The following is a 14,507-nucleotide window of genomic DNA, read 5'->3' on the forward strand; positions in this document are numbered from 1 at the left end:
GGCGGACACTTTTTATTTACGGGAAAACCTCCCGCTGGATTATTGGCAAGTCTGCACAAAGAGCCTCCCCTCTAACTGACGAGGGAAGGCTCTTTTGGGGTTTGGCTATTGAATTAGTATGCCAAAGCGTCCAGGGCTTTGATATGAGACAGGTAGCGGATGTTGCTCGCTTCCTTCATCAGCGTTGCCGGCAATCCGCGCAATTGGCTGTTGCTTGCGCCGATCGTAGCTACCGCATCCTTGCGGCCCAGGCTTGCCAGTGTACCCGAGTTTACCGGGCTGAACGTTTCCAGATGTCCGCCGGTCAGGTAAGCGTACAGGTTATAGCCGATCAGCTCGCCCATTTGCCAAGCGATTTGTGCGGTTGGCGGGTATGGACGGCCGTCCGCACCGAAGTATACGGCGCTGTCGCCAGCGACGAATACGTCTTTATGCGACGTGGATTGCAGGAATTCGTTGACCGTGGCCCGGCCGCGGTTGACCTCAAGGCCCGACTCGCCGACCAGCGGATTTCCTTGCACACCGCCTGTCCATACGAACGTGTTCGCCACTATTTTTTGCCCATCCTGCAGATCGATCGTATTGCCTTCCACATTCGTAACGGGCAACCCGGTCAGGAATTTGACGCCGCGCTTCTCCAAACTATTCGTTGCTCGCTCAATCAGGTTGTCCGGCAGTACCGGCAAAATTTTAGGACCGGCTTCGACCAGCATCAACTGAACTTCTTCTTGTTTAATGCCGTATTTCTTGCTCAGCTCAGGCAGCTTGTCGGCGATTTCGCCCACCAGCTCGACCCCGGTCAAACCGCCGCCGCCGATCAGAATCGTAGCGTCCGCCGGATTCTTCGATTTCGCGTATTCAGCCAGCTTCTCTTCGATATGGCGATGAATGCGGTTGGCGTCGTCGGCCGATTTCAGCACCATGCTGTACTGCTCCAGCCCCGGAATCCCGAAGTAAGCCGTGATGCTGCCAAGCCCTACAACCAATGCATCATAAGTCAAAACCGTACCGTCGTGCAATTTGACTTGCTTGTTGTCGACCGAGAAGCTGTCGACCTTGGTGATGCGAAGATCGATGTCTTTGCCCTTGAACAGTTTCTCGAGAGGCAGCGCCACCGCGCGTTCCGCGATGCTTCCCGCAGCCAGACGATGCAGCTCGGTAATAATTTGATGTGTCGGATATTGGTTGACAACCGTAACCCGTGCTTGTTCTTTGGTCATGTATTTCCGAATATTCAAAGCGCTCAGTACGCCGCCGTAACCGGCGCCCAGGATGACAATATGTTTAGACATAGTAATTCTCCGTCCTCCGTTCTGACAAATTAAGATGGTAAAACCTTAAAGATAGCGCGTCTATTTTTGTTGTCTGCTCTTCTCACCCGCGACTTGAAGATAAGCGTTCACGAAACGGAACAGCTTTTGCGCTTCCGGATCCTTGAGCATTTTGAGCAGCCCAAACAGACCGATGACTTCCTGACTTGCATCAGCGCGGTCTTTGGCCTCAATGACGGTGGCTGCAATATTTTTAACCGTGCCTACAACTGGACCGGCAATTTCAGAAATCGCACCCACCGTATCGCTCTTTAAAGTTTCATCCGTCGCAACGGTTTTGGCAAAATCGTAAGACTTCGTCAGAATATTCACCAGCTCGGTTAATTTCGGCAGCTGTTGAACCAGGACTGTCAAGGATTCCTGAACCTCAGGCTTGAGCAGTTGATCAACGATATCGCGTTGAGCCTGGTCGCTGGACGTGACCGTCGTTTCTTGTACAGATTTTGTTTCCGTGTTCGCTTCCGACATACCAATTCTCCTTTACATTAAGCCACAGTGCTTGAATTTTGGGTTAATAGGGTCCCAATTCCCCCACCAAACTCGCTAGAGTTAGTGAAAAATTGAACATTTAATCAGTAAACAACCCGATATAGATTGTAACATACTTTCAACAAAAATAGTCATTAAGTTTTAACTTAATGACTATAATCTGAGATTTTTATCATAGTTTGTCCGATTTTAAGAGGAGTATGCGGTGCTGCTCAATTTTGATACCCAAACCCGGTCGCGATCTCTTGTAAAAAATCATAAAAAAGCTTTTCCGTGGGCGGCAGCTCCCGCGTCGCTGGCACGATAACACCTACGTCCCGGGTGACCTGCGGCTCCGTAATAGGTAGAATCACGATACTGGAGGCAATATGCTCGCTGAGGGCGATTTCCGGAAGAACGGTCAGTCCAAGTCCTGCGGAAACGAGTCCTTTGATCGCGTCCAGATCGTCTCCCTCAAAGGCTACCTTCGGCTGAAATCCAAGATTGTCGCAGGCTTTCACAACGATGTCGCGCAGGACGAACCCTTCGGGAAACAACACGAACAAGTCCTCCTTCAGTTCGCTCAACTTGACGGAGTCTTCTTCCGCCAGCGGATGATTCTCCGGGAGCAGCGCGACAAATTTTTCCCTGAACAACACCGTCCCTTTAATTTGCGCTTCCTGCTGGGGTACGGGACCCATAATCGCCAGATTCAGATCGCCTTTGGCCACCCAATCCACCAATTCCCGGTAAGAACCGTGCTGCAGCTGAAAATGCACCGCCGGATACCGCTCCCGGAAGCTTGAAACCGCCTTCGGAATCATTTGCGCCGCCATACTGCTCGGAAAGCCGATCCGCACCGTTCCTCTTTCAGGGTCCAAATATTCGCTGATTTCCTGCTGCGCACTTTCAATCACCTTCATCAAGTGCTCCATGTGCCCCAGAAATAACCGGCCAATGGGGGTCAACTTCACCTTGCGTCCCTCATGAATGAACAGGTCCACCCCCAGCTCGGCCTCCAGCTTGAAAATCTGCCTGCTCACCGCCGACTGCGAAACATGAAGCGCATACGACGCCTCAGTGACGTGCTCCAGCTTCGCGACCTCTATAAAATATTGAATTTGCCTAAGTTCCACGTTTTCCGCACCTCCCCTAACAAAGAACGTCAGGTTCTTCAGGTTTTTAATCCTCATTATATAGGCTTAGCGCCCGGAACGGAAGCTTCCGGGATTCGCACATAAAAAAGCCCGGCGGGATCGTGCGCTCAAGGGGCAATCGCCAGGGCGGGCAGAGCCGCGCCGGCAGGCCGGATGAAGCGCCGGACGGGCGGATTTGCTGCACGGGCTTCGCGGGGGGCGGAGATGATGCACGGGGGGGCGGAGCTGCCAACGCAGGGAGCGGAACCGCTGCGCGGGGGGCGGAGATGATGCGCGGGGAGCGGAGATGATGCGCAGGGGGCGGAGATGATGCGCGGGGGGCGGAGATGATGCACGGGGGCGGCGGAGATGATGCGCGGACGGGCGGAGTGCCGCCTGCCGGAAATTAACGGGATTTCCTCCCGCTAATTTGCGGCCAACCCGCTGTATCCGTGATTTAACTGGAATTTCTCCAGTTAAATTGGGCGTATAGAGCTCTTTTCCCCTCCGGGGGAACAATTAGCTGGAGAAATTCCAGCTAATTGATTCACTGAAGCCGATTAAGGCATAATTAACGGGAGTTTTTCCCGATAATAATTATGGATCAGCGGCGTCAGGTTGGCACCATAGCGCCAATTCGCAGCATATCATCGTAAAAGCCCAAAGGAAACGATATCCTTTGGGCTTCTAAATTCACCATTGGGGACGATCGAGCTCATACAGGTTCCGGTACCTCGGCTCTCGCTCCATCAGTTCGGCGTGGGTCCCCCGCATGAGGACGCGGCCTTCCTCCATAAACAAAATCTCGTCCATCTCTTCCGCAAAAGCGAGATGGTGGGTGACCCATATGAGCGTTTTGCCTGCCGTCGACCGGAAAATGGTCGACATCAGCTCACGCTCGGTCCGCGGGTCGAGCCCGACCGTCGGCTCGTCCAGGATCAGCACCGGCGTGTCCTGCAGCAGCACGCGCGCCAAGGCGACGCGCTGCCGCTCCCCGCCGGAGAAGCGCTGCCCGGTCTCCCGCATCGGCGTATCCAGCCCCTGCGGGAGACCGGCAAGCAGCCCGCCGAGCTGCGCCCGCTCCGCGGCTCGGCGAACGCCCTCCATCTCCGCGTCCGGACGACCCAGCCGGATATTGTTCGCCACCGTCGTGTCGAACAAATGCGGGCTCTGGTTCAGCACGGAGATGATGCGGGGGATGCCGTCCCCATACGCAGCGGACGGCACCCCATTGATCGTGACGGCCCCGGCCCCCGGGACCAGGGCCCCCTGGATCAGCTTCAGCAGCGTCGACTTGCCCGCTCCGCTGCGGCCGATGACGGCGACCCGCTTGCCCTGCGGGAGATCCAGCATCACGCCGTCCACGGAGCGCGGCCCTTCCTCGCCGTAGGCGAAGGAGGTCCCCTCCAGCCTAACGTGCGCGCGCCGGGCCACCGCGTCAAGCTCGGCGGCAGAAGGAACCGCCGCAGCGGCCCCTTCCCCAGCGCCTCCGCCCGAAATCCGCTCCAGCCGGTTCAGCGATTCCCGGTATTCCGGCAGACGCTGGACGGCCTCGGATACCGGCAGGAACGCATCCGCCAGTGGGAACACGATCAGCACAAAAGCGGCGATCAGCGTCGGGTTCAACTGTCCGGCCGCCACTTGGCCGCCGGACCAGTATATCATCGACACGACCGTAAGCCCGACGACAATTTGGCCGATGAGGGCCCGCCAGCGCGCCCAGGCTCTCAGCTTCCGCTCCTTGCGCAGCACAGCCTCCTCATCGCGTTCATATTCGCTTAGAAAATCGGCCGATCTTCCGCTGATCACCCAGTCGCCGATCCCCATCACCGCGTCGGTCAGCTTTTGATACAGCCCGTTCCGCTCCCGCTTGAGTTCGGCATCCATTCTCCGCGTCAGCATCAGCGAAATATAAGGCAGCACCGCGACCAGAATAAAAATGTACAAGGCGACCAATAGCGCAAACCGCACATCAAACGCGCCCAACGCGATCACAGCGGCAGCATAGAGCACCAAGGCGATCAGGCTCGGGAAAACCGTGCGGATATAAACGTTCTGCAATTGTTCGATATCGTCGGCCAACGCGCCGAGTATATCGCCGGTCCGATACCGGGACCGGATGAACAGCGCTTGCGGTTCGAGGATCCGGTACAAGCGCACCCGCATTTTGGAAAGGATCCGCAGCACCGCGTCATGTCCGACAAGCCGCTCCACATAATGGAGCACCGCGCGGCCGATCCCGAAGGCGCGAACGCCGACGATCGGCACGTATACGAGCAGAATATTGTAAGGCATCGTAGCCGATTTGGAGATCAAAAATCCGGAGGTAAACATGAGCATGGACGCCGCCAAAAGCGTCAGCACACCCAGAAGGAGATACAGGGCAAACCGGCCGCTGTACATTTTAAAATAAGGGCTGATCCAGTTTTCCTGCCGCTTCATGCTTTGATCCCCTCCTGTTGCAAGCTGGCCATTTCGTAGTAGACTCCCCGACGCGCCATGAGTTCCTGGTGGGTGCCGCTTTCGGCCACCCGCCCCTGCTCCATGACGATGATCCGGTCCATCTCCCGCATCCAGTGCAGGCGATGGGTAGCCAAAATGACGAGCTTGTCGGCAAACAACGGAAGCATCGTCTCTTTCAATTCGTACTCCGTCTCGATATCGAGATGGGCAGTCGGCTCATCGAGCAAAATCACCGGCCGCTCGCTGAGCAGCGCCCGGGCCAGCGCCACGCGCTGCTCCTGCCCGCCGCTGAGCGGACGCCCGCCGCCGCCGATCGGCTCGTCCAGTCCGCGCGGCAGACTGGCCACCAGGGCGCCGAGCCCAGCGGCTTCCGCGGCCCGCAGCACATCGCCCGGCTCGGCAGCCGGCTTGTTAAAGCGGATATTTTCAGCCAGCGTACCGCTGAAAATATATGGCTTTTGCGGGATGTACGTAATCTGCTCCCGCCACCGCTCCGGGCTCAAGTCGCCCAGCTTGGAGCCGTTCAGCTCGAAGCTGCCCGAGGTCGGCCGCAGAAAGCCGCCGAGCACGTCGATCAGCGTCGACTTGCCCGCCCCGCTTTCGCCGATGATGCCGATCCGGCCCATCCCGCTGAACGTCAAATCTACCCCGTCGAGGGAGGGATGCCCCTCTTCCTCGTGGCGCACCCCGATCCCCCGCAGCACTAGCGTACTCTGCGGGGTCCACGCCAAATCAGCGCCGGCCGGCACCGGCGACGCCTTCGCCGCCTCTTCCCCGGCGGCTCCGACAATCGCCTCCATCGCTTCGCCCGCCTCTTTACCGTCCAGCGTCGCATGGTAGTCGGCGCCGACCATCCGCACCGGCAGGAAATACTCCGGCGCCAGGATCAGCACGGTCAGCGCCGGCAGCAGCCCGATGCGTCCCTCGATCAGCGGCAGGCCGAGGCTGACGGCCACCGAAGCCACAGACAGCATCGTGATGAAATCGAGCGCGAACGAGGACAGGAACGCGACGCGCAGCGTCCGCATCGTCGCGGAGCGGTAGGAATCGCTGACGCGCTCAATGGAATCGATATGCGTTTTGCTGCGCCCCAGAAACTTCAGCGTCTCCAGACCGCGCAGCGAATCGACGAAATGGTTGGACAGGGTCCGGTAAGTCTGCCACTGGCGCTCCGTCTGCTTCCGGGCGGCCAGCCCGATCAGAATCATGAACACGATCAGGATCGGCATCGTGATCATCAGAATGACCGCCGATGTCGTGTTGAGCGTGAACACATAGGCCAACACCAGCACCGGCGTAATCCCCGTAGCCAGCATCCGCGGCAAAAACAGCTCCAGGTAGTTTCGGAACTTCGTCACTCCCTCCAAAACGAGGGTGACCAAATTCCCCGTCCCTTCCCGGCCGGCAAACCGCGGCCCCATCTCGAACAACTTGGCCAGCACTTGCCTGCGCAGTGATTGGCCGGTTTGCTCGGCAAAACGGTAGGCCGTCTTTTGCATGAGCAAGCCGCACCCTTGCCGGACCAAAAACGCAAGCAGGAACAAACCGACCCCGCCGGCTTGTTCCTGCAGCTTGGCGCCGGCAAACAGGGCGGAGACGACCTCCGCCAGCCAGGTTGCCTGCAATATGATAGCGATGCTTTGAATCAGGGTCAGCCCGGCCATGATCGCCATGACCGGCTTGATCCCCCTGTATTTCATCAGTCCGCGACCCATTAGTACTCCAGATGCTCCTTTTCATGAACCCGTTTATGGAAAACAAAGTAGCTCCAAATCTGATATCCCAGTACGAACGGCAGCAGCGTCAGCGCCACGATGGTCATCACCTTCAAAGAGTATGGACCGGATGCCGCATTATCAATTGTAAGCGAAAACGTCTCATTAATCGAGCTTATCATCACGCGCGGGAACAATCCGACAAATACGCCGGAGACGGACAGCGCGATCAGCGCCCCCGTCATCCCGAACGCCCAGCCGTCCCGCTGCTTCGACATGAACATGCCCGCCAGCAGGAAGCAAACGACGCCAACGACGGCCATGGCGGCCAGAATAGCGCCGCGCACTTTAAACACATCCGTTTGGAGGTAGGTCATGACGGCGAAGATGACGAACAAGGCGGCCAGCGGAATCAGCAGTTTTTGCGCCAGCTTGCGCGCACGCTCTCTCAGGCTTCCGGTCGTACGCAGCGAAGCGAACATCAAACCATGAACAAGGCACAGAACGACGACGGTAATGCCGCCGACCAAAGTATACAGATTGACCATGTCGAACAATCCGGCTTTCATTTCCATGTCCGCGTCAATCGGCAGTCCTTTGAGCAGGCCGGAAAATACGACGCCGAGCAGGAATGGCGGCAGCAGGCTGCCCGCGAAAATCGCGACATCCCAGGTGCCTTTCCACTTTCCGTTGGCCACTTTGCCCCGGAATTCAAAGGCCACCCCGCGTGCAATCAGGGCCAGCAGCAGAACGACGAGCGGAGTATAGTATCCGCTGAATAGCGTGGCATACCAGTTCGGGAAGGCCGCGAACATGGCGCCGCCCGCGGTCAGCAGCCACACTTCGTTGGCGTCCCAGAACGGACCGATCGAGTTGATCAGCACGCGGCGTTCCATATCATTTTTGGCGAGGAAACGCGTGCTCATACCGATGCCGAAATCGAACCCCTCCAGGAAGAAGAAACCGATGAACAGGACGGCTACAAGCACAAACCAGAGTTCATTAAGAGACAGCATGGTAACCCTCCTTCGCATAAGGATCGGACGAATGATCGTCGCTCGTGTTTTCGGCATTCGGGCCCTTTTTGATCGTCTTCACGAACAGGTAAACCATCACGATCGCCAGGGCGGTATAGATCGCACAATATGCGATCAGGGAGAACAGCAGTTGCCCCGAGCTTACGCTCGGCGAGACACTGTCTTTCGTCTGCATCAGACCGAACACCGTCCAAGGCTGACGCCCGATTTCCGTCATGATCCAGCCCGAAGTATTCGCGATAAACGGAAGCGAGATACCCCACAGCATAAAGCGGTAAAACCATTTGTTCGGCTGTTCCAGCTTTTTCCGCCAAGCCAGAAATGCCCCGTACATACCGAGAAGAATCATCAAGCAACCGGCCGCGATCATAATCCGGAAGCTCCAGAACGTCGTTCTTACCGGAGGAATATAATCGCCGGGACCATAGGTCTGCTCGTATTCCGCCTGCAGCTCGTGCATCCCTTTCACTTCACCGGAGAACTTACTGTAGGACAGGAAGCTGAGCAGGTAAGGAATTTTAACTTCAAACGTATTGCTCCCGCTCCCCGGATCAATGTGGGCGTATACGGTCCAAGGCGCGGGATCCCCGCTCTTGCCCCAAAGTCCTTCGGACGCCGCCATCTTCATCGGCTGGGTCTTCACCAGGTATTGCGCCTGCTGATGGCCGAACATAGCCGTGCCAAAGGAAGCGATCAAGCCGACGATCACGGCGATGGTAAACGATTTTTTGAAAAATTGAACATCCTGCTTGCGCAGCAGTTTATAAGCGCTGATCCCCGTGATCATGAATGCGCCGGTGGCGAAGGCCCCCAATACCGTATGAGGGAACTCGACCCACAGTTGGCCGTTAGTGATCAAGGCGAAGAAGTCGTTCATCTCGGCCCGGCCATTGTTGATTTCAAAACCGACCGGTCTTTGCATAAAAGAGTTGGCGGCCAAAATCCAGAACGCGGATACCGTCGTCCCGAGGGCTACCAGCCAGATACTAAGCAAATGAACCTTCTTCGACAGGCGGTCCCAGCCGAAAATCCAAAGACCGATAAAGGTAGACTCCATGAAGAACGCGAACAGGGCTTCCACCGCCAGAGGAGCTCCGAACACATCGCCTACGAACCGCGAATAGTCCGACCAGTTCATACCGAACTGGAATTCCTGAATAATCCCCGTGACCACGCCGACGGCAAAGTTAATCAGGAACAGCTTCCCCCAAAACTTTGCCATCTTCTTGTATTCCTCTTTGCCTTTGACGACGTACATCGTCTCCATAATCGCCACGAGCAGAACGAGCCCGATAGACAGAGGCACGAAGAAAAAGTGAAAAATAGTGGTCGCCGCAAATTGAAGTCGTGCAAGCATTAACGGATCCAACATTTTTCTTCCCTACTTTCTAATAATTCTTAACTAATGTGAATTCTATCACGGAATTGTGAGGATACACGGGAAAAAAGTAATAATTTTGTGACAAGAATCACATGACAGATGTCACAATGGTGAACAAATTGCAAAAAACCTTGATAGGACGCTAATTTTTGCATGGCTGTCGATGTGTGAAAAATATGTGTCCGGGCAAAAGAGGGTAAAAAAAAGACCCGCTAAACGCGGGACCTTCCATCCAGTAAATGCCGGACGGTCAGCACGGGGTGGGTCCACAGCATCCGGGGGCCGGCAAAGCGCATTACCTTCTTGATGTCCTCCCGGGGCTCCGGCGCATAGCAGTGAACCGGGCAGGCGGCACAAGTCGTTTTGTTTTCGCCGAAGCGGCAGTACGTCAAACGTTTGAGAGCGTAAGTCAGCAAGTCCTCGCATTCCCGGCATAACCGGGTTGAAGGGACCGTTGGATCACTTGCCGATGTCGGGGACGCAGACGCGCTCGCGCCTTCCGCCGCCTGCACTCCATACGCCTCTTGGACCCGCAAGCGGTGCCGGCTTCTGCAGTAAATGGCGATCATATGCTGAACCGTCTTTTTTTCGCGGACGATTCGCGGTCCTTCCCGCTCCCGGCTCAACGCTTGCTGCGTATTTTTCATGTGGCTCATGGATCGTTCTCATCCTCCGATCGTAGGTAGTTTAAGTCATGATAAGGTTGGCCCGCAAAATAACGGTCATTTTGGGCCAGACTAGCCCGGCTTACGCCAAGGCATGCCCCGGCGTTACCCCAGGCGCTCGCGGGAATCCCGCAGCCCGGCGCTCCGGAATGCCCGCGCCTAACCGCGCTCCTTGATCGCGAACCCCCGCTGCCACAGCACCCAATTGGCCGCCAATAGAAGGGCGGCGTAGAGGTAGACGCCATAGCTCAGCAGCGTTGCCACATAATGGACGAGCGCCAGGCCGCCGAGCAGCAGCATGAGTGGAATCGTGCGAAGGCCGTCGCTCTGCTGCGCTGTTTCGAACCTTTCCGAGAACGGCAGCGCCTTGCTCAGATAGGCGAAGCATAGCACCGAGTACACGAGAATCGCCAGCCCGGCCACGATAAGATCGGGGATGATTCTCCATCCGAACAACACCGCGAACAGGGCAGCTTCCAATGCAAAGACAGGCAAAACCAGCCGTACCAAGGCCGCGAGCAGCGTGCCGCGGTAGATCGGCACCACGTCCTCTCCCAGTGGAAGAGCCCGGTAAATCCAGGCCGCCTTGTAACTTCCCGAGTAGCGAAGCATGATCAGAACCGAAGGGACCAACAAAGCGCAAAAGTAAATAAACAAGTATTTCGAGGTTCCCGGCAATCCGGCAAAGCCCTGGCCTTCGCCCATAGCGAACAGGAAAATCAACGGAAAAACGAGCGAAAAACCGAGAGAAGGATACACCTTCAGCTTAAACTCCCGCTCGTTCCCCATCATCGTCCAGGCAAAGCGGAAAAATACCTGCTCCTTCGCATTTGCGCAAAGCAGACGGGAGATGGCCTTCACCCTTTTTCCGGCGCCCTGTTTTTTCCGGTTCCCGGGATCGGCCAGCTTTTGCAAATATTTCTCCAGGGAAGGCATCACCCGAACGTAAATCAAAATCGCCGCCACGGGCACGAACAGGGCCAACAGCGAAAGAACCAGAAGCATACGGTTACCGTCACCGTGGAGCAGCACTTCATAAGGCGCTCCAAACCAGATCGGGGCAACCCAAAACTGCCACCACTTAGGCTGGAAGGTCGCCTGCAAATCGACAAAATCAAACACCCGGATCAATAGCTGGTATCCGAGAGCCAGACCGATGGTCAGGCCAATCTGCACATAGTTGATCAGATCCTTCAGCCGCTCCCCGTCGAAAAATTTCAACACGGCCAGGTAAATCAGCGCCGTAAACACCACGATCAGCAAATCCATTAATATCAGCTCCGCCACAAACAACAGCGCGAAACCGATCCCGTGTCGATACAGTCCCACTCCGAGAGGAACAACGCCAAGAGCTCCGGTCAGACAAAACATGTAGATGAAGATATGCAGCGTCTTCGCCATCCCGATCGTCCTGCGGGCCACCGGCTTGCTAAACAGAATCTGCCGATCCCGTATGTCCAGTAGCACGGAGGAAAAATCCGAAATCAGCGAAGTCATGACCATAAACATAAGAATGCCGAACACCAGACTCATCTGAAAAATAAAGTTATCTCCCAACGCCACAAACATCGAGCTTAGCGCCCCAAAAATAAGGTAGAGCCAAAGTGAGCTGAAGAACTGATTTTTCTCCGGTTCCTGGCCGTCATAGAGTCTATGCCCGTCCCTATTCGCCTTCTTGCGGGTTTTCCCGATAATCGTCGGCACCCTGCGGCCGTCCATCGTCAGCTTGATCTGAAGGATGCGGCGCATCAGCGGATAATCCACGCCAAACCTCTCGAACAGACCGCGGAATCCATCGAGAAATTTTAGTAGTCTCATCTCACCCATCGGCTACACCTCTTGCACGATCGCCACAAATTGATCCGCGATCTCCTGATGCTGATTAAACCCGGTCAACTGGTTAAAGACCTGCTCCAGCGACCCTTCCCGGCCTTGTCCCTTCAACTCCTCAAAGCTGCCGTCGGCCACGATGCGCCCGCCGTCCAGCAGGATGATCCGGTGGCTGATTTTTTCCACAACGTCCATAATGTGCGAGGAATAGAAAACAGTCTTCCCCTGAGCCGCCAAACGAGCAAGGATTTCCTTCACCACCATCACACTGTTCGCATCCAGCCCGCTGAGAGGCTCGTCCAAAAACAAAATATCCGGATTATGCAAAAGACTGGAGATTAGAAGCACCTTCTGCTTCATCCCCTTGGAAAACGTGGCAATGCGAACATTGAACACGTCTTTTAAACCGAACTGTTCCATCAGCCGGCGGGCTTTCCGCTCCGCCAACTCCCCCGGAAGGCCGTAAAGCTCGCCGATAAACGTCAAATATTCCCTGGCCGTCAATGTATCATAAATTTCCGCCGTCTCCGGCACGTAACCGATCCGCTTTTTGTATTCCACACCGCCGTCCTTGGGACTGGCCCCCAAAATCCGCACCTCCCCGGCGTACCCTTCGACCAGCCCCAGCATAATTTTGACCGTGGTGCTTTTGCCCGCCCCATTCGGCCCGATGTATCCGATAATTTGTCCGGGATGCACATCCAGATCAATCCCGTTCAGCACATATTTCTCGCCAAATCGCATTCTTAAATCCCGCATGGTGATGATAGGTTCGCTAGCGACAACCATTCTCTCAACCCTTTCTACGTGATTTTCGTACCTTATCTTTTCTCCTTCCGTTACTCCTCAGGGGAACTCCAATTAACACCAATTATCCCGAATCGATATAAGGAAATCAATTACATAGCGCATAAAAAAACGGAACCCACATGGCTCCGTCTTTTATTGTTATTGTGTTTCTGTCGATTACTCCTGCGCTCCCGCACCCGGCATAAACCCGCTGATGTCGACGCCCAGGCCTTGAGCTACGCGCATCCCGTACTGAATATCGGCCCGGAAAAAGTTGCAGATCGCCCGCAATTGCGTTTGTTCCGGCGTTTGACGCAGGTCGTTGACGAGGTTATGGATCAAATTGGCCTGCTCTTCCGGCGTAAAGCTGCGATACAGCTCTCCCGCCTGCGTAAAGTCGTCGGTTTTGGCGATCCGCTCCCGGCCGATCTGTCCGCTAACCGGAACAACGCTATCGCGGTATCGCGGATCTTCCTTCGGACTCTCTTCCGAGCTGTTCGGCTCGTAATTGACCGGGGACGGATCCTGCATCACATTCATCAAGCCGTCCCGCTGATGATTGCGTACCGGGGCGTAGGGGCAGTTCACCGGAATTTGCAGGTAATTGGCCCCCAGGCGGTATCGCTGCGTATCCGGATACGAGAACAGCCGTCCTTGCAGCAGTTTATCTTCCGACGGCTCAATGCCCGGCACCAAGGCGCTCGGCGAGAAAGCCGACTGCTCCACTTCAGCGAAGAAGTTGCCCGGATTGCGGTTCAGCGTCATCGTCCCCACCGGAATGAGCGGGTAATGGGATTCCGGCCACACCTTGGTCGGATCGAGCGGATCGAATCCCCATTGATCCAGATCTTCCACCGGCATCAATTGGACATTCAGCTCCCACTGCGGAAAATTCCCTTGATCGATCTGATCGTACAAATCGCGGGTCGCATGGTTGAAATCGCCGCCTTGGACTTTACGCACTTCGTCCGCGGACAGATTCACCACGCCCTGCTTTGATTTCCAGGTATATTTGACGTAAGTGATATTCCCTTCGGCGTTGATCCATTTGAAGGCGTGAACGCCAAACCCGTCCATTTGCCGATAGTTCGCCGGCGTTCCATTATCGGAGAAAACCCAGGTCATCATATGGGTCGATTCCGGCGACAGCGTCATGAAATCCCAGTACCGGGCCGGATCCTGGATATTGGTATCCGGCGCAGGCTTCAGGGAATGAACCATATCCGGAAACTTGATGGCATCACGGATAAAGAATACGGGGAGATGATTCCCGACCAGATCGTAGTTCCCTTCCTCCGTGTAAAATTTCGCCGCAAATCCCCGCGGATCCCGCGCCGTTTCCGGCGAACCTTGGCCGTGGATCACCGTGGAAAACCGGACGAATACCGGTGTCTCCCGCCCGGCTTCCTGCAAAAAATGCGCCTTCGTGAACCGCGACATGCTGTGGTCCGTCACAAATACACCATGGGCTCCCGCTCCGCGCGCGTGCACGACCCGCTCGGGAATCCGCTCCCGGTCGAAATGCGCCAGCTTCTCCAGCAGATTGTAATCCTCCAGCAGGGCCGGCCCGCGCTGTCCCGCCGTTCGCGAATTTTGGTTATCGCCGACCGGCGCCCCCTGATTTGTCGTCAATCTGTTGTTCATCTATATCATCCTTTCATGCTTATTATTGAATTTAGACTTGATCTAAGT

Annotated in this window: 11 protein-coding genes; all 11 read right to left on the reverse strand. The window is 55.9% G+C overall.

Going from position 1 to position 14,507, the window contains the following annotated elements:
• Positions 1-113: 113 nt before the first annotated feature.
• The 11 genes from V4U84_RS04590 to V4U84_RS04640 all read right to left on the reverse strand — a co-directional run bounded on the left by V4U84_RS04590 (position 114) and on the right by V4U84_RS04640 (position 14,459).
• Positions 114-1,292, reverse strand: a complete 1,179-nt coding sequence (locus tag V4U84_RS04590) for an NAD(P)/FAD-dependent oxidoreductase (RefSeq protein WP_334072277.1) — start codon at positions 1,290-1,292, stop codon at positions 114-116.
• Positions 1,293-1,352: 60 nt separating this feature from the next.
• Positions 1,353-1,799: a DUF1641 domain-containing protein gene (locus V4U84_RS04595; RefSeq protein ID WP_334072278.1), complete on the reverse strand. Its 447-nt coding sequence runs from the start codon at positions 1,797-1,799 to the stop codon at positions 1,353-1,355.
• A gap of 233 nt (positions 1,800-2,032) precedes the next feature.
• On the reverse strand, positions 2,033-2,935 hold the full coding sequence (locus V4U84_RS04600) for a LysR family transcriptional regulator (protein WP_334072279.1): 903 nt from the start codon (positions 2,933-2,935) through the stop codon (positions 2,033-2,035).
• 693 nt (positions 2,936-3,628) lie between these two features.
• Positions 3,629-5,377 (reverse strand): thiol reductant ABC exporter subunit CydC, encoded by a 1,749-nt coding sequence (cydC, locus tag V4U84_RS04605; RefSeq protein WP_334072281.1) that lies wholly within the window; start codon positions 5,375-5,377, stop codon positions 3,629-3,631.
• Positions 5,374-7,113: a thiol reductant ABC exporter subunit CydD gene (gene cydD, locus V4U84_RS04610; RefSeq protein ID WP_334072282.1), complete on the reverse strand. Its 1,740-nt coding sequence runs from the start codon at positions 7,111-7,113 to the stop codon at positions 5,374-5,376. Before cydD ends, cydC begins: the two co-directional genes overlap by 4 nt.
• Complete coding sequence (gene cydB, locus V4U84_RS04615) at positions 7,113-8,129, reverse strand: cytochrome d ubiquinol oxidase subunit II (RefSeq protein ID WP_334072283.1); 1,017 nt, start codon at positions 8,127-8,129, stop codon at positions 7,113-7,115. Before cydB ends, cydD begins: the two co-directional genes overlap by 1 nt.
• The gene (locus V4U84_RS04620; RefSeq protein ID WP_334072728.1) at positions 8,116-9,519 is read right to left on the reverse strand and encodes a cytochrome ubiquinol oxidase subunit I; all 1,404 of its coding nucleotides are present in this window, start codon (positions 9,517-9,519) and stop codon (positions 8,116-8,118) included. Before V4U84_RS04620 ends, cydB begins: the two co-directional genes overlap by 14 nt.
• A 224-nt stretch (positions 9,520-9,743) precedes the next feature.
• Complete coding sequence (locus V4U84_RS04625; RefSeq protein ID WP_334076822.1) at positions 9,744-10,187, reverse strand: nitrous oxide-stimulated promoter family protein; 444 nt, start codon at positions 10,185-10,187, stop codon at positions 9,744-9,746.
• 168 nt (positions 10,188-10,355) lie between these two features.
• Positions 10,356-12,023: a hypothetical protein gene (locus V4U84_RS04630; protein WP_334076823.1), complete on the reverse strand. Its 1,668-nt coding sequence runs from the start codon at positions 12,021-12,023 to the stop codon at positions 10,356-10,358.
• 3 nt (positions 12,024-12,026) lie between these two features.
• Positions 12,027-12,815, reverse strand: a complete 789-nt coding sequence (locus tag V4U84_RS04635; RefSeq protein WP_334076824.1) for an ABC transporter ATP-binding protein — start codon at positions 12,813-12,815, stop codon at positions 12,027-12,029.
• 177 nt (positions 12,816-12,992) lie between these two features.
• Positions 12,993-14,459 (reverse strand): catalase, encoded by a 1,467-nt coding sequence (locus tag V4U84_RS04640; protein WP_334076825.1) that lies wholly within the window; start codon positions 14,457-14,459, stop codon positions 12,993-12,995.
• Positions 14,460-14,507: the final 48 nt, after the last annotated feature.

Origin of the sequence: Paenibacillus sanfengchensis (genome assembly GCF_036864765.1) — a bacterium.
GTDB classification, from domain to species: domain Bacteria; phylum Bacillota; class Bacilli; order Paenibacillales; family Paenibacillaceae; genus Fontibacillus; species Fontibacillus sanfengchensis.

Excerpts from the sequence above, each read along its gene's own strand:
- V4U84_RS04590 (WP_334072277.1), bottom strand. The coding sequence starts at position 1,292 with ATGTCTAAACATATTGTCATCCTGGGCGCCGGTTACGGCGGCGTACTG.
- V4U84_RS04625 (WP_334076822.1), bottom strand. The coding sequence starts at position 10,187 with ATGAGCCACATGAAAAATACGCAGCAAGCGTTGAGCCGGGAGCGGGAA.
- cydD (WP_334072282.1), bottom strand. The coding sequence starts at position 7,113 with ATGGGTCGCGGACTGATGAAATACAGGGGGATCAAGCCGGTCATGGCG.
- cydB (WP_334072283.1), bottom strand. The coding sequence starts at position 8,129 with ATGCTGTCTCTTAATGAACTCTGGTTTGTGCTTGTAGCCGTCCTGTTC.
- cydC (WP_334072281.1), bottom strand. The coding sequence starts at position 5,377 with ATGAAGCGGCAGGAAAACTGGATCAGCCCTTATTTTAAAATGTACAGC.
- V4U84_RS04640 (WP_334076825.1), bottom strand. The coding sequence starts at position 14,459 with ATGAACAACAGATTGACGACAAATCAGGGGGCGCCGGTCGGCGATAAC.
- V4U84_RS04630 (WP_334076823.1), bottom strand. The coding sequence starts at position 12,023 with ATGGGTGAGATGAGACTACTAAAATTTCTCGATGGATTCCGCGGTCTG.
- V4U84_RS04595 (WP_334072278.1), bottom strand. The coding sequence starts at position 1,799 with ATGTCGGAAGCGAACACGGAAACAAAATCTGTACAAGAAACGACGGTC.
- V4U84_RS04635 (WP_334076824.1), bottom strand. The coding sequence starts at position 12,815 with ATGGTTGTCGCTAGCGAACCTATCATCACCATGCGGGATTTAAGAATG.